Origin of the sequence: Dethiobacter alkaliphilus AHT 1 (assembly GCF_000174415.1) — a bacterium.
GTDB classification, from domain to species: domain Bacteria; phylum Bacillota; class Dethiobacteria; order Dethiobacterales; family Dethiobacteraceae; genus Dethiobacter; species Dethiobacter alkaliphilus.
This window is the reverse complement of sequence record NZ_ACJM01000013.1, coordinates 1-15459: the sequence shown is the minus strand read 5'-3', so window position 1 is coordinate 15459 and position 15459 is coordinate 1. Positions and strand designations below refer to the sequence as shown.

At 50.9% G+C, this 15459-nt stretch carries 17 protein-coding genes; 3 read left to right on the top strand and 14 right to left on the bottom strand.

The features are described from left to right. Positions 1-2: 2 nt before the first annotated feature. Both def and priA read right to left on the bottom strand, forming a co-directional pair. Positions 3-467 carry a peptide deformylase gene (gene def, locus DEALDRAFT_RS11650; RefSeq protein WP_008517669.1) on the bottom strand — a complete coding sequence of 155 codons (465 nt, stop codon included), beginning with the start codon at positions 465-467 and terminating at the stop codon, positions 3-5. Positions 468-503: 36 nt separating this feature from the next. Continuing rightward, positions 504-2882: a primosomal protein N' gene (gene priA, locus DEALDRAFT_RS11645; RefSeq protein ID WP_008517666.1), complete on the bottom strand. Its 2379-nt coding sequence runs from the start codon at positions 2880-2882 to the stop codon at positions 504-506. Between the two features lie 106 nt (positions 2883-2988). Here priA and DEALDRAFT_RS11640 point away from each other — a divergent pair, with 106 nt between their 5' ends. After that, positions 2989-3597, top strand: a complete 609-nt coding sequence (locus DEALDRAFT_RS11640) for a stage II sporulation protein M (protein WP_008517665.1) — start codon at positions 2989-2991, stop codon at positions 3595-3597. 214 nt (positions 3598-3811) lie between these two features. Here DEALDRAFT_RS11640 and DEALDRAFT_RS11635 read toward each other — a convergent pair whose 3' ends face one another. The 7 genes from DEALDRAFT_RS11635 to DEALDRAFT_RS11605 form a co-directional block, all read right to left on the bottom strand. After that, positions 3812-4060, bottom strand: coding sequence for a hypothetical protein (locus tag DEALDRAFT_RS11635; RefSeq protein WP_008517663.1), 249 nt, complete (start codon positions 4058-4060; stop codon positions 3812-3814). A 257-nt stretch (positions 4061-4317) separates the two neighbouring features. Continuing rightward, a complete protein-coding gene (gene coaBC, locus DEALDRAFT_RS11630; protein WP_008517661.1) occupies positions 4318-5514 on the bottom strand; it encodes a bifunctional phosphopantothenoylcysteine decarboxylase/phosphopantothenate--cysteine ligase CoaBC in 1197 nt (398 codons plus the stop codon). A gap of 1 nt (position 5515) precedes the next feature. After that, positions 5516-5722, bottom strand: a complete 207-nt coding sequence (gene rpoZ, locus DEALDRAFT_RS11625) for a DNA-directed RNA polymerase subunit omega (RefSeq protein ID WP_008517660.1) — start codon at positions 5720-5722, stop codon at positions 5516-5518. Further along, positions 5719-6336, bottom strand: coding sequence for a guanylate kinase (gene gmk, locus DEALDRAFT_RS11620; protein WP_008517658.1), 618 nt, complete (start codon positions 6334-6336; stop codon positions 5719-5721). Before gmk ends, rpoZ begins: the two co-directional genes overlap by 4 nt. Positions 6337-6353: 17 nt before the next feature. Next, positions 6354-6623 (bottom strand): extracellular matrix/biofilm regulator RemA, encoded by a 270-nt coding sequence (gene remA / locus DEALDRAFT_RS11615; RefSeq protein ID WP_008517657.1) that lies wholly within the window; start codon positions 6621-6623, stop codon positions 6354-6356. A gap of 121 nt (positions 6624-6744) precedes the next feature. Then, on the bottom strand, positions 6745-7626 hold the full coding sequence (locus tag DEALDRAFT_RS11610) for a YicC/YloC family endoribonuclease (RefSeq protein ID WP_008517655.1): 882 nt from the start codon (positions 7624-7626) through the stop codon (positions 6745-6747). Positions 7627-7707: 81 nt separating this feature from the next. After that, entirely contained in the window at positions 7708-10452 is a 2745-nt protein-coding gene (locus DEALDRAFT_RS11605) for a calcium-translocating P-type ATPase, SERCA-type (RefSeq protein WP_008517653.1), read from the bottom strand. A 149-nt stretch (positions 10453-10601) separates the two neighbouring features. Between DEALDRAFT_RS11605 and DEALDRAFT_RS11600 the strand changes: the two genes are divergently transcribed. Together DEALDRAFT_RS11600 and DEALDRAFT_RS11595 are read left to right on the top strand one after the other, a co-directional pair. Continuing rightward, the gene (locus DEALDRAFT_RS11600) at positions 10602-12317 is read left to right on the top strand and encodes an Rqc2 family fibronectin-binding protein (RefSeq protein ID WP_008517650.1); all 1716 of its coding nucleotides are present in this window, start codon (positions 10602-10604) and stop codon (positions 12315-12317) included. A gap of 199 nt (positions 12318-12516) precedes the next feature. Continuing rightward, positions 12517-12972: a helix-turn-helix domain-containing protein gene (locus DEALDRAFT_RS11595; protein WP_008517648.1), complete on the top strand. Its 456-nt coding sequence runs from the start codon at positions 12517-12519 to the stop codon at positions 12970-12972. A gap of 45 nt (positions 12973-13017) precedes the next feature. On the opposite strand, the gene DEALDRAFT_RS11590 is transcribed toward DEALDRAFT_RS11595, so the two are convergent. From DEALDRAFT_RS11590 to DEALDRAFT_RS11575, 5 genes are all read right to left on the bottom strand, one after another. Then, on the bottom strand, positions 13018-13326 hold the full coding sequence (locus DEALDRAFT_RS11590) for a hypothetical protein (RefSeq protein ID WP_008517647.1): 309 nt from the start codon (positions 13324-13326) through the stop codon (positions 13018-13020). A 54-nt stretch (positions 13327-13380) separates the two neighbouring features. Beyond that, entirely contained in the window at positions 13381-13593 is a 213-nt protein-coding gene (locus DEALDRAFT_RS11585; protein ID WP_008517645.1) for a hypothetical protein, read from the bottom strand. Further along, positions 13569-14591 carry an MFS transporter gene (locus tag DEALDRAFT_RS11580; protein WP_243441160.1) on the bottom strand — a complete coding sequence of 341 codons (1023 nt, stop codon included), beginning with the start codon at positions 14589-14591 and terminating at the stop codon, positions 13569-13571. The genes DEALDRAFT_RS11585 and DEALDRAFT_RS11580 overlap by 25 nt, the downstream gene beginning before the upstream one ends. Continuing rightward, a complete protein-coding gene (locus tag DEALDRAFT_RS16755) occupies positions 14525-14833 on the bottom strand; it encodes a hypothetical protein (RefSeq protein WP_008517643.1) in 309 nt (102 codons plus the stop codon). The genes DEALDRAFT_RS11580 and DEALDRAFT_RS16755 overlap by 67 nt, the downstream gene beginning before the upstream one ends. Positions 14834-14943: 110 nt before the next feature. Beyond that, a partial coding sequence (locus tag DEALDRAFT_RS11575) for a DUF3179 domain-containing (seleno)protein (RefSeq protein WP_008517641.1) occupies positions 14944-15459 on the bottom strand: 516 nt, incomplete at its 5' end.

Sequence of the window (15459 nt, the reverse complement as noted above, 5' to 3'; positions counted from 1 at the left end):
TGCTATTCCTTCTGTTCAAGCAATCGGGTGACTTTGTCCACAAACAGTATGCCGTCCAGGTGATCAATTTCGTGCTGAAATGCCCGGGCCAACAAGCCGGAGGCACATATCTCCACCGTATTGCCGTCGGGATCCTGTGCCCTGACGGTCACCGACTCATCCCTTTCCACTTCCCCGGCCACGCCGGGAAAACTAAGGCATCCTTCCACCGACGTTTCTTTGCCTTCCCCGCTGATAATCTCCGGGTTAATAAGTTTTAAAACCCCGGTTTCATCCTGCACATCAATTACAATTATACGCTTGCTGATTCCCACCTGCGGTGCCGCCAGGCCGATGCCTTCTGCATCATACATGGTTTCCACCATGTCCTCCAAAAGCTTTTTTACCTGAGGTGTAATCTCAGGCACTTCTTTAGCCTTCTCCCGTAAAACCGGATCTCCCGTTGTTCTAATGATTCTGATTGCCATATACAGATCTTCCTCTCTATTTTACAGTCTGCCTGTTTATAATAAGCTTTGCGGATCCACATCCACCGACAGTCGCACTGCTGTGGCGGGCGGGCTGCAGCGAAACTTTTCGGCGGCATCTTCCACCGCCGCTAAAAGGGGCTCCAGTTCACAGTGCCTCACAACCACCTGCCAGCGAAACTGTCCACGTACCTTTTCTATCGGGCAGGGCGAGGGGCCCAAAATATCTGCATCGCCCTCAAACAGTGAAACCATAAATGAAGCCGCATCAATAACCCGTGCTTCGTCTTCTCCGGATAACAATAGCCGTACCATGCGGGTAAAGGGCGGATAACCCAATTCCCGGCGGGCTACGCTCTCCTCTGCATAAAATGCCTCATAATCATGAGTTTTAGCCGCTAAAATTGCGTAATGTTCCGGGGTATAGGTCTGTACCACCACATTACCGCCGGCAGAACCACGGCCTGCCCGTCCCGCCACCTGGGTAAGCAGCTGAAAAGTCCGCTCGCCTGCCCGGAAATCGGGTAAATTAATGGCAGTATCGGCAGTAATAACACCAACCAGCGTCACATCCGGAAAATCCAGCCCTTTGGCTACCATCTGTGTTCCAATTAGGACATGGGCTTCTTTATTTTTAAAAGTATTAAGTATCTTCTGATGTGCGCCTTTGCGGGTAGTGGTATCCGCATCAAGCCTGGCCACCCTGACATGGGGAAAATGCTTGCGCAGCTCTTCCTCCACCTTCTGGGTGCCGGTACCAAAGTGCTTGATATATCGTCCGCTGCACTTTGGACAGGTCAGCGGATATGGCTCCTGATGTTCACAATAGTGACAGCGCAGCATTTCCTCAGCCATATGAAACTTTAACGCCACGTTGCATCCGGTGCAGCGCATCACATGACCGCACTCACGACACAACACAAAAGTGGCGTAACCGCGTCGGTTCAGAAGCAAAATAGCCTGCTTTTCTTCAGCAAATACCTTTTCCAGCGCAGCCAGAAGCGGACGACTGAAAATACTGCGATGGCCGTCTTTTAATTCCTGCCGCATGTCCACAATCTCCACCGGCGGCATAGGCCTGTTGGCAATACGCTCCTGCAGTGGACACAACCGGTAATTACCCAGCCTGGCCTGCAAAGAGGACTCCAAGGCCGGGGTGGCACTTCCCAGCACAACGGCGGCATCATGATTCCCTGCACGCCAAAGTGCTATATCCCGGGCATGATAACGCGGCGCCTCATCCTGCTTGTAGGTAGACTCATGCTCTTCGTCAAGAATAATAAGCCCCAGATTGCGAAACGGCGCAAAGATGGCCGAACGGGCACCGATTGCCACCCATGCTTCTCCGGCGGCGATACGGCACCATTCATCGTACCTCTCACCCGCCGAAAGTTTACTGTGTAAAACAGCTACCCGTTCACCGAAGCGGGCGGCAAAACGTTCTATCATCTGCGGAGTCAGAGCAATTTCCGGCACCAGCACAATACTGCCCCTGCCGGCTGCAGCGGTATCGGCAATGGCCTGCAAATAAACTTCGGTCTTGCCGCTGCCCGTTACTCCGTGTAAAAGAACGGTCCTGGGCTTGTTGCCGGCCAAAGCATCGCCAATTTGCTGCAGCGCTTCCCCCTGAGCCACAGTGGCACTAAGAGACTGCTGGGGAATAAACTGCTCCCCGGCCAACGGGTCCCGGCGCAGGGAAGTTTCTTCGGTTTTAATAATACCCCGCTTTTCCAGGGAACGGACGGTGGCGCGGCTGACTCCCTGCTTCTCCAACTCCGTTAAAGCACAGGGTCCTTTTTTCAAAATACCAACCGCCAAAGCCTGTTTGTTACCTAACTTTGACTGGTCGGCCTCATTGATAAGGTATGCGGTTAAAATCTTTTTCTTGCCAATTCCCCGTGTTTCACGGCGGCTCAGCTTAATTATACCGTCCTGCTGCAGGCGCCGCAACTCACCGGGCCGGTCCATTTCCGGAAAGCTTTTCAGCCAGGCAGCCATCTTAACCGGGCCATTATCACGCAAGTAGCACAAAGACGGGCTCTCCGGCTCAACTTCCCCGGTAAACTCCACCCATTTCCTCTGTGTCCAGCGCACCCCGCCGGGAACCATGGCTTGCAGGAAATCTACCCGGTTGCACAACCAACGGGCAGCGCCCCAGGCCGACAAATCCACAAGCTCTTCGGTAAGAAGCGGTGCTTCATCTAACACTTCCTCTATCTCTTTTATTCCATCGGTTTCCGACAGTGAAGAATCGGTGTTCAGGCCTATACAAAACCCTTCCAGCCTCTGGGGGCCAAAGGGAACCACTACCCGACTGCCCACCCGCACATCCATCGTAGACGGTACGCGGTAGGTAAAAGGGCGATCCAGCCTGTTGTGACGTATACTGACAATTATTTCTGCAAAGGTATCCACAGCTGCCTCCAAGTCTTGTTTCCAGAAATATTCAACACCATGATCATTTTCCCCTTGTCGGATAAAGAATTTATCACGTATAATGTTGTGTGGGAGGACAAATAACATGATAAATGCATTTATCTCTACCTTGAAAAACAATCGTTCCTGGCTCATCCTGGCTGTAATTTTTTTCATTGGCGGCACTTTCTTAACTTACGCTGCCCTGCATCAGGACCCCCAGGCTCTGGCCATGCTGGAAGAAGCCATCTTTCCCGTTTTAGAGGAACTGGGCGAAGAAGTCTTTACCGGCCACCCTCTGTACGGCGCATTAATCTTGTTTTTCCACAACCTTACCGCATCTTTGCAGGTAATCCTGCTGGGTCTGATATTAGGCATTCCGCCGCTCTTTTCCGCCATCGCCAACGGTTCGGTCCTGGGTATCCTGGCTTTCCAGCTGGGTCAGGAAGGTGTGGCGGTTGTACCGTTTCTTTTAGCCGGTATTTTGCCCCACGGCATTTTTGAGCTTCCTGCTTTTTTACTAAGCGCAGCCTTTGGCTTAAAACTGGGTTACCACCTGGTCTTTCCTCTCCCCGGGCTAAAACGCCTGGAATCTGTGAAGAACATCTTCCGGGAAATCGGCGGCGCCTTACCCATGATTGTCATCCTGCTGGCAATAGCCGCCTTAATCGAAGTATTCATCACCCCCGCCGTCCTCCTCTACTTCTTCAACTAAAAGCCAACCCCAAACCCAAACCCAAAACAAAAACACCCACCACGGGTGTTTTTTTATGGACAGAGGGACAGGTTTATCTGTCCACAATTTTGGGACAAGGGGACAGGTCAACTGTCCCAAATATTATAAAGCTGATAAAACTTTACCTGCTGTTAATGTCTTGAGACAAGGGGGACAGGTTTCTTTGTCCCAGAATTGACCTGATATTCTTACATTATGTTCTGTGAATGGCTTGCATGGCCTTTTCCTCGTCTTCTTCCCTTACATAAAAATCATATTGAGAAGTATCCACATGACCGAAATTTCCCCTGGCATGATGAGCGCGCAGATCTCTTTTTACATCGGTCTGGTATGAAACCCCATGTCCCTTTAATTTATCCACTACTCTAAAATAATCATCATTTCCGAAAGCAGTATATACGTGGCATTTATATTTGGAAAACAGGAGTCTGAACAGTCCCAACTAATTTCAACTCCTCTCAACTCAGATTAAAAAGCTAATCTTTTCAATTGCGTGTGCAATACAGTTTTAAAAAAAACAAAAGTGTTGTTACTGCCTGGATTACAAAAAGTGGGAAAGTGAGACAGAATGACCTGCCTGTCCTCGCAGAGGGATCCCTTTGTCCCACTTTTTCTTTAGTTGTGGACAAATCCCTCTGTCCAGAAAAAAGTGGGAAAGTGGGACAGTTGACCTGTCCCCTTGTCCCACTTTTGTTTTAGTTATTGTTTGGTTAGGAGTTGGGTTGCTTCGTGGAGTATTTGGCGGGCTACTTCGTCTTTGGTCATGAGGGGAAGTTCTTTTTCTGTGCCGTCGCGGAAGTACAGGCGGACAATGTTGGTGTCGGCTTTAAAGCCGGCGCCGGCCATGGTCAGGTCATTGGCCACAATCATATCCAGGTTTTTACGGTCCAGTTTGCCTGTGGCGTTTTCCTGCAGATTTTCCGTTTCGGCGGCAAAACCCACCAGAATCTGGTTTTCTTTTTTCTTGCCCAACTCGGCCAGAATATCTGGGTTGCGGACCAGGGGGATGGCCATTTCGCCCCCTTTTTTCATCTTTTGTCCATGGACTGTGGCCGGCCGGTAATCGGCCACCGCCGCTGCTTTTATCACCAGATCTGCCTTTGGATACGCATCCATAACAGCACGGTACATCTCTTCTGCGGTGGTTACCCGAATTAACTCCACTCCAGGCGGAGGAGTCAGGTTGACAGGGCCGGACACCAAAGTAACATCGGCTCCCTGCTCTGCCGCTGCCCTGGCAATGGCAAAGCCCATTTTGCCGCTGGAATGATTGGTGAAATAACGCACCGGATCCAGCGGTTCCTGGGTAGGACCGGCTGTAACCACCATATGAAGTCCCTGGTACTTATTTTTGGGGCCCAGCAGTGCGCAGGCCTGATTAAAAATTGCCGCAGGTGAGGCCATGCGTCCGCGTCCGCTGTCGCCGCAGGCCAATTCGCCTGCCTCGGGCTCGGCAAAATGATATCCGGCCTCAATTAGTTTGGCAATGTTTTGTTGGGTAATGGTATTCTCATACATCTGTGTGTTCATGGCGGGAGCAAAAATCACCGGACAAGTTGCCGCCAGCACAGTGGTGGTAAGCAAATCGTCGGCAATTCCGGCGGCGGCTTTACCGATACAGTTGGCTGTGGCCGGGGCAATGACAAACAGGTCGGCATTTTGTGCCAGACCGACATGTTCTACGGAATATAGTTGGGAAGCGGTAAACAAATCATCGTAAACCCGATTGCCGCTAACTGTCTGAAAGGTAAGCGGTGTAACAAATTGCTTGGCAGAGTCGGTCATTACCACGCGAACATTGGCACCGGCTTTTACAAAAAGCCGGCAAAGCTCGGCCGCTTTATATGCGGCGATCCCGCCGGTTACACCTAAAATTATAGTTTTGTCGGAAAGCATATTAGCCCCCCTGTTTCTTAATCCGGTCGTAGCCGATTTTATCCGCAGCAATCTCTTCCAGCGCGATGGATACATCCTTAATGGATTTAGTATCAATCAGGCGGGGAGCATCCTCGTTTAACATCCTGGCACGTTTGGCTGCTGCAATAACCAACGTATATTTACTGTCTACTTTTTTAATTAATGTATCAATGGACGGATAAATCATGATTTAACCTCCTCGGCAATGGCCTCAATCAGGTCGCTGTTCCGTGATACCTGCAGTTTCTCTGCCTGAATAATGGCCGCAATCTTATCCCGGGCACTTTCCACCCGATCATTAACCACAATGTAATCGTATTTGGGTGCCAGTGAAACTTCATTGGCCGCGGCAGACAGGCGGCGGTTAAGACTTTCTTCCGACTCTGTACCGCGGTTTATAATGCGAGAACGCAATTCTTCTCCCGAAGGCGGCATCAGGAATATGAAGATGCCGGCAGAAAAGGCCTCCATTACTTTCATTGCCCCCTGGGTATCAATTTCCAAAATCACATCGCGGCCGTCATTTAACAGATTTTCCACCGTACTGCGCGGTGTTCCGTAATACTGGCCGTACACGTATGCATATTCCAGAAAATCCCCGTTGGCAATGGAATCTTCAAAATCCTCACGGCTGACAAAAAAATAGTTGACCCCGTCCTCTTCACCGGCACGGGGTTGTCGTGTTGTCTTGGACACGGATAGGACCAATTCCGGACATTTTTCCAGCAGAGCCCTGCAAACCGTACCTTTCCCCGCGCCTGAAGGGCCGGAGATGACAATCAGTAATCCCTGTCTGGTCAATTGGTCCCCCTCCGGTGTTATTCTTCTTCTTCTACAGCGCTGGCTTCTTTAGTGTGTAATCTGTGTTTAACTGTTTCCGGCTGTACCGCAGAGAGCACCACATGTCCACTGTCGGCAATAATCACAGCACGGGTTCTGCGTCCGTATGTAGCGTCAATGAGCATACCCCGGTCTCGCGCCTCGGTAATCACCCGTTTGATAGGGGCGGATTCCGGGCTTACAATAGCAATAATACGGTTAGCGGAGACAATATTGCCAAACCCAATATTAATCAGCTTGATTTGCAAGTAGAGAACCTCCTTATGATCTGGTATCTATATCCTGCTGTCAATTAGGTTAACTATGGTAATAGTATAACGGAAATGCGGGAAAAAATGCAAGAGGCAAATCTAATTAACGATATTGAGCTTATTCGATATTTTGTACCTGCTCACGGATTTTTTCCAACTCCGTTTTCATATTCACCACCAAGCTGGCAATTTCATAGTCATTTGCTTTGGAGCCAATGGTGTTAATTTCCCGAAACAGCTCCTGGGTCAGAAAATCCAGTTTACGCCCCACCGGCTCTTCTGTCTGCAGTGTTTCACGAAAAGCGGTTAGATGACTGGCAAGGCGCACCAGTTCCTCGGTGACATTGCTGCGGTCTGCAAATACTGCAGCTTCTGTCAGCACACGGGCCGGGTCCATTTCAGCCTGACCCAGATACTCGTTAAGCCTGTCCTGCAGTTTGTTACGGTATTCCTCCACCACAGAAGGTGCCCGTTTTTCCACCTGCTTAGAAGTCTCTTCCACCGCATCCAGCCTTTTGCGAAAATCTGCCGCCAGCCGCTCTCCTTCCTCCCTGCGCTGTGACAGCAGGCCGTCGATGGCCCGCAATAGCACCGGTTCCAACTGCTGCCAGATTTCATCGGCATCGGTCTGTTCTTTTTCCACGCGCAAAACATCGGGAAACCGGGACAATAAATCAAGCCCCGGCTTCTCGTCCAGAGAACAAACCTCCGACATTTCCGTTAATGCTTGCTGATAAGCCAACACCAGTCCACGGTCCACCGTAACACTGACCGCATCTGCCGAATCCAGTTTCCAGTTAATAAACACATCCACCCTGCCGCGGCTGACTCGCTTTTGCACACTGCGGCGCACACGGTCTTCCAGGGACTGAATTTCCCGGGGCATGCGGATGGAAACGTCCAGGTAACGATGATTTACAGAACGCATTTCCACTTTAAACCTGATGCTTTCATCAGGGGCGCTGTCGGCCTGGCCATAGCCGGTCATGCTTCGTATCATACAGAATCCCTCTCTTTAGCTTGCTATTATCATTTTCAGGTTACATTTTACCAGATATAGATATATATTGGCAAATAAAGCTTATTTTTTCGCGGCGGCCGCCCGCGGAAATATCAATGCTTTGCCGATACTGAGAGCATAATTTAAGATGGTGGGAAAAACGGAAGCGCCAAAGATAATGGCCCACTGCTCCATCTGCAGGGGTACGGTGGTAAACACCTCTGCCAGCATAGGATGGTACATAACCACCAGGAGCAATCCAAAGGATGACAGGACTGCGGCAATAAGCCAGGGATTAGAAAACAACCCCACCTGCCAAAAGTAGCTACGTTCACTGCGGCAATCAAAAACATAGATTAGCTGTGCCACAATCAGAGTGGCAAAAGCCATGGTTCTTGCCGCCTCCAGCTCCATGCCCTGCTCCAGGGACCAGGCAAATACCGCCACCGTGGTCAGTCCAATCAGTGTGCCGCGCCCCACAATCTTTTGCCAAAGCCCCTGAGAAAAGATTCCTTCCCGGGGAGAACGGGGCTGGCGCTCCATAACGCCTTTTTCCACCGGATCCACACCAAGGGCCATGGCCGGCAAGCCGTCGGTCACCAGGTTAATCCATAAAATCTGAATGGCACGCAGCGGCAGAGGCAGCCCCATCAACATGGCCACCAACATGGTGAGTATTTCCCCGGTGTTACAGGCCAGGAGAAAACGGATAAATTTCCGAATATTATCATAAATACTGCGGCCTTCTTCCACCGCACCCACAATGGTGGTGAAATTATCGTCGGCCAACACCAATGCCGCCGCTTCCCGGGTTACATCGGTGCCGGTATTACCCATGGCTATACCGATATCCGCTTCTTTCACCGCCGGCGCGTCATTGACCCCGTCTCCGGTCATACCCACAATATGGCCGCAACGTTTCAGGGCCCGGACAATCCGCAGTTTATGCTCCGGAGTCACCCGGGCATAGACATAAGTACTCTCCACCATTTGTTCCAGCTTGTTATCACTTATCTTATCCAGCTCCGCCCCGGTCAGAACGTTACCTTTATCCGGCAGCATGCGCAGCATCCGGGCGATGGCCATGGCGGTGGTTTTATGATCTCCTGTAATCATAACCGTTTTGATTCCCGCTGTATGGCATTTCTTAATGGCGGGAAGCACTTCCGGCCGGGGAGGATCCATCATCCCAAAAAGGCCCACAAAAATCAGGTCTTCCTCCATGGATTCGGAAATTTCTGCTCTGGTATGGGGAAGAGGCTTATAAGCCATGGCCAAATTTCGCAGGGCCATGCCTGCCATGGTTTCATTTTGTACCATTACCTTCTGGCGCAACGACTGGGTCAGTTTAACCACTTTGCCGTCAAGATAAATCTGGCTGCACCGTGCCAGCACCGTTTCCGGAGCCCCTTTCATATACAGTACCGGCCCTTTAGCACCTGAATACAGAACCGACATTCTTTTCCGGGTCCCATCAAAAGGTATTTCACCCTGCCTGGTAATCTGGCGCTCCAAATCCTGCCTCCACAATCCGGCCCGGGCAGCGGCCACCAGTAGCGCCCCTTCGGTGGGATCTCCGTCAACGGACCATTGTGCCCTACTGCGGCTGCGCCACATGGGCTTTATTTCAACGGGGCCTTTGCGCAATTCAGCATTGTTACATAATGCGGCCACGGTGAGGGCCAAAAGCAGCGCCGGATCCTGCTCTGGTTTAATACTTTGTTTGCCGGCCAGAAACTCTCCCTGAGGTGAATAACCATCGCCCTCAACCTGATAACTCTGTCCCGCAGTCCACAGTTCCCGGACATTCATCTTGTTCTGCGTTAATGTCCCCGTCTTATCGGAGCAGATAACGGTGGCGCAGCCCAGTGTCTCCACCGCAGGCAGTCGCCGGACAATGGCGTTTTTTCTCACCATGCGCTGCACACCTATGGCCAGCGCTATGGTTACCACAGCGGGTAATCCTTCGGGAATAGCCGCCACCGCCAGGGAAATCCCGGCCATAAACATTTTGTATGGCGGCAGGCCCTGAGACAGGCCCAAAAGTACAACCAGTGCACAGACAAGCACACAAATACCAACCAGATAGTGTCCCATCTGCTCCAAGCGCTTCTGCAGCGGTGTGGCCATCTCTTCAGCGCCCTGTATCAGGTCCGCCACACGCCCCATTTCCGTCTTCATCCCCGTTGCCACCACAATACCGCTGGCCCTGCCGCTGACAGCCAGTGTCCCCATGAAGGCCATGTTAAACCTGTCTCCCAAAGATGCACCGGAGTCCTCCAGCGCTTCAACCTGCTTAACCACCGGCTCCGATTCCCCGGTCAGCGGTGCTTCATTCACCGCCAGTTGGCGAACTTCTCCCAGACGAATATCCGCAGGAATTCTGTCACCGGCCTCCAGAATCACCAAGTCTCCGGGTACCAACTCTTCTGCGGGTATCTCCCGCCGCACGCCGTCACGCACCGTCCGGGCCGTGGGCGCCGTCATGCCGCGCAGGGCTTCCAGCGATTGTTCCGCCCGATATTCCTGAACAAATCCCAGGATGGCATTAACAATGACAATGCCTATAATCACAATGGCATCGGTATATTCCCCCAGGGCAGCAGACAGCAGTGTGGCGGCCAAAAGCACCAGCACCATAAAATCACGGAACTGGTACAAAAATAAAATTACAGGTGAGACTTTTTTGGCCTGCGCCAACACATTATGGCCGTTTTTCTCCAGCCTGCCGGCTGCCTCCTTTGATGAAAGGCCGCTTTCGGGCCTGGTCTGGAAATGCCGGGTGGTATCATTAAAAGACATACTGGACCAAGGGAGTTGACTCATTTGTATCACCTCATCTAGGACAATTTTCCCTTAGCCATGTATATTGCATCAGGCATAAAAAAAGACTCACAAAAGAGAAATCGCGGCAACAGTTGCCATTCTGCCGACAGTGCTGATATACTGAAAAAGCAATGTACGGAGGTGTAGCAATGTCTTACGACGGTATTACCATGGCCGCTGTCTGCAGTGAACTAAGCAAGAAACTGGACGGCGCCCGTATCGATAAAATATCTCAGCCACAGGCGCTGGAGATTACCCTGCATATGCGCACCAGGGAAAATAGTTATTTATTAACCTGTAGTGCCGATTCCTCTTTTCCCCGTGTCCACCTTGCCACCCACAAACCGGACAACCCGCCGGTGGCCCCGCCTTTTTGCATGCTGCTGCGCAAGCATTTAAGCGGTGCGCGGCTCTTGAGTGTAGAACAGGTGGGACTGGAGCGTATTCTGGTCCTCACCTTCCGTTCCTATGATGATTTTGGTAATCAGGCCAAAAAGTCATTAATCTGCGAAATTATGGGTAAGCATTCCAACCTGATTCTTACCATGCCCCATGAAGGGGGCCCGCAGATTCTGGGAGCAGCAAAAATTGTTACCGAGGCCATGAGCAGGCACCGGGCAGTTATGCCGGGAGAGCCTTATATCGAACCGCCTCAACAGGATAAACTGGATCTTTTTTCCCTTACTGAAGAGGCTTTGGCGGAAAAACTTATTAATCTGGATGAGCTACCCCCGGAACGTGCAGTGGTTTCCTCTGTAATGGGAGTGGGCATGGAAACGGCCCGGGAAATTGCCTATCGGGCTGCCGGCGGCGAAGCAGCCCACCCGGTGGAAATGGCCCGGGCTCTAACTGTGGAATTACGTAATCTGGCCCAAGACCTGCAAAATAATAAAACACAGTGCTGCATAGCCAGACCGCCCGGCAAGAAACCGTTTTTTGCTCCCCTTATGTTAAAGCGAATTCCGGCCGATTATCTGACCTGCTATCCTTCCGTCAATGAAGGACTGGATGTTTTCTTTCAGGAGCGCCGCCACAGCCGGCGGGAGCAGGAACTAAAAAGCCGCCTGCTGCAGGTGGCCAAGTCTGCAGTCTCCCGGGCAGAAAAAAAGAAACGGCTACAGGAAGCCGAGCTTTTGGAAATGGCAGGCGCTGACCGTTACCGTATCTTTGGCGAGTTGCTTACTGCCAGTATCCATCTGATTCCAAGCGGCAGCAAAGTGGCAGAAGTACCAAACTATTATGCTGAAAACCAGGAGCCCATGAGTATCCCTCTGAATCCGGCCCTCTCAGCTCAGGCCAACGCCCAGCGCTATTTCAAAAAGTACAGAAAACTAAAAGACGGTGAAAAAATACTTAAAGGCCGGTTAGAGGAAACAACCAATGAACTTGCTTATTTGGAGTCACTTCTGATATCCATTGAACATGCCGACCTGGAAGCACTACTGGAAATCCGGGAAGAAATGGAAGCGACAGGTCTGATCCAAATACAGCGGGAGAAAAAGAAACGAGCCGACACTCAGGCCAGCCCGCTGCATTTTGTTTCGGTGGATGGGATAGATATTTACGTGGGCAGAAACAACAAACAAAATGACCGCCTTACTTTAAAAGATGCCTCTGGCGGCCACATCTGGCTGCATACCAAAGACATTCCCGGAGCCCATGTGGTAATAAAACACGTGGACCCGCCGGAAACAACCCTGGTGGAAGCAGCCCGACTGGCCGCTCGCTTCAGCCGTGCCTCAGCCTCAGCCAATGTACCGGTAGATTATACTCAGGTTAAACACGTGCGCAAACCCAAAGGAGCAAAACCGGGGATGGTCATCTATGACCACCACCAAACGCTGTTTGTTACCCCCAAAACCTGATAAACTTCACCAAAAAAGACCCGCTACAGGGTCTTTTTTGGTTTTTGCACCATAATTCAACATTTATTCCAAAAAAGCAGGAAAAATTATGGTACATGTAGAAAGATGTAGCATCAAATTTCTTTAGCTATTAGGGAGTTTGTTGACTGTAGCAAGAATGTTGTCAGAATCTCTCTGTGTTTTCAAAGGGGGACTGCATGTGCAGGAATACTTTACGGTAACCGAAGTTGCTGAAATGAAGAATGTGAACCCGGAAACGGTACGCCGCTGGCTGCGCAACGGTAAAATTAAAGGTGAACGACTGGGAGGAACCAAGTCGGGATGGCGCATCCACCGCTCAGAACTGTATCCGGAAGAAACCCACATGGAGCAGCGTATAGTGGAGCTGATTAAAAACATGCTGGAAGACAGAGCCATGTTTAATCAGTTTGCCCGTGATGTACTTTACTTGTTAAAAAAAACCACCAGGCAGTTAATGCCCGAGGAAACGTCGGAGATGTTTCTGGCACGCACCAATGCCAAAGACGCAGACCTCACCGCCGAACTATGGCAAAGTCGCGTCCTTGAGCAAAAGGAAATGCTGGAAGAAGTCTGTGGTACTCTGGAACGTAATTATGAAACATTCAAAAAGCAATGGCAAACCAATGCCAAATGAGCAGATAAAAGCCCGGAGCATATCAGTTGCTCCGGGCTTACTGTTTTATTCCCGCTGACAGGAAGGTCTGTCCAATGGATTAATGCGATAGCGAATTGCCGCATCCAGCACAACCGTATCATCCCTGGTATCGATTCTCACCATACCAATCAAACCCCCGGTATCATTGCACCAAGCCAGGTATTGCTCCACAAATTCCTGTGCCGCCATTTCACTGAAAGGTGCTTCATGCTCTTTTAACACCTGCAGATAAACTTCCTGAGGAATCTGCAGAATCCGGTGCGTAACCTGAAAAACTTCTCCCTGAACTTCCCGCTCTTCAACCCGGGAAAAAACTGAGTTTTCTTTAGACATTATGATTCACCTCTCTTTTATAATTCCGCAAGCAGCCCGTCACTATCCTCAGCTTTAAACAAAGATACCAAAAAAAACCTGTAAAACTGCCAAAACCACATGAATTGCGGCAAAAAAAGCTCCTGCCAGCGCCAAACGGTGATGCCAGCGACCTTTTAAGAGCCATTTGTGCCTTCTTCCCAGATAAACTGCTGCCACTGCTGCAAAGATAAACAGTGCAGCCAACAACCCAATCCAGACCATCAGTCTGTATCCAAAGATGAACATGGTATCGCTCCCTTCCCTTTTGCCATTTCCCTTTTTACAAAACTCATGGCCAGCGGCCCGGCCAGGGCACCAACTCCCAAGACGGCAAAGGCAGGCCCCCAATTAGGTATATACCCCATTCTCTCCACAGTTTGAGCAGAATTTGTCATATCCAGCACCAATCCGAACACCGCCGGCGAAATTCCGGCAGCTGCCCAGCCGAGAAATGATTGAATAGCCATGGCACTGCCCAGGCAGCGAAAGGGCACAAATTCTGTAACCGCTGTGGAGAGGACCGATGATTCTGCAGTTACCAGAAACCCGTATCCCAGACTAAACAACAATAACAACAATACCGGCCAGGGTCGCAGCCAGCCAAAAATCAGCGAACAGGCCGCGCTGCCCAGCATTATCACCTGCACCGTCCTGGCCCGGCCAAACCGGTCGGAAAGGGCTCCGGCCCAGGCAGTGGAAAAAGCGCCGGCCAAAATTATCAAAGAAGACAAAACAGCTCCAAAACTCGTGGCTTGAGACAAAGCTGTCTCCCTTGCCATCAGTGCGGCGGTAAAGAAGGCCACAATCCAGCCCCGCATACCAAACATCTCCCACATATGGGCCATATAGCCAACTATCATAAGCAAAGCAGGCCTGTTGTCCAGAACGTCGCTGCGCACCTGGGCAAATCCTGCCGGCCCGTCTGCTGCAGGAATTACCGGCTCCAATATGCGCCAGGCCAGCAGTGCGCCGAACAAGGGCCCCAAGGAGGTGATAAACATTGCTGCGCGCCAGTGAAAGGCTCCGGTCAGTGCTCCGGTTAAAAACATGGACAAGGCGGTGCCAAAGGAAAATGCTCCCACATACAACCCCACCGCCCTGCCTCTCTCTGCTTCAGAAAATTTGGCCGTCACCATTTTTAGCCCCGGCATATATGTGCCTGCCAGGCCAAAGCCGGTCAGGCAGCGCAATATAAGAGCAGAATAAAAACCGTTGGCAAACAACGCAAATATAATGCCTGCCACTCCGGCCCACAAAGCGGAGTACACATATATTTTTTGGCGTCCATGTAATCAGTCAGCGTGGAAAGAACCACTACCAAAAGAATATAGCCAATCTGGTAGGCGCTGTAAATCAATCCGGCCTGGGTATTGGAAAGGCCCCACTCCGCCTGAATGACAGGCAGCACCGCAGAATAATTCAACAATACCAGCATGGTACCCACTTCTGCCAGACATAAAAGTTTCAACCATCTATGTTTTGTCATAAGCTCCCCTTCGCATTAGGAGTTTGCTAGAACTTTCTTTCCGCTACCTGAGTTTTCCTGCAAAATTAAAAAAGCGTCAGAAAAATGTAAGAGCCGGGCAAACCCGGCTCTTAATTAATTGCAGGTAACGAGTATACTTTTGTCTCAGGAAAATGGTCGGCCCAGGCAAACCAAAACGAAGTAGCCACAGAAATCGGTTGCAGTTGTTTACCCACAAGCGGTCCATGCAACACACCACCGGTCAGCGGTGACCAACAGCTGCCGGTCTGATAATCGTAGAACATGCCGCTGCGCTCATAAAAGGTCAGCGTGTACTCAGCCACCGTGGCGCTAAAGAAGGTAGCGGTGTGGGATTTCTCAGCATAGAAAGCAACACACGCCTCACCGTTTACATCATCGTGGAGGACTTTGGTCTGCCGGAGCAAACTGAGAGGATAGGCCACCGCATTATTGTCACCGCCAACTCCAAGGATGACTTCTTTGGCCGCAAGCCGGTCATCTTTGTGTGCCGGATCCCGGATTCCCGTGGCTGCAGAACAGTAGTAGTCGTGCATGTGGTCTTCCTCGTAATGCTCATAGGGACTGTTCTCCTTGGAGAGTACCTGTGATGCCGGAAGGCACGCAGC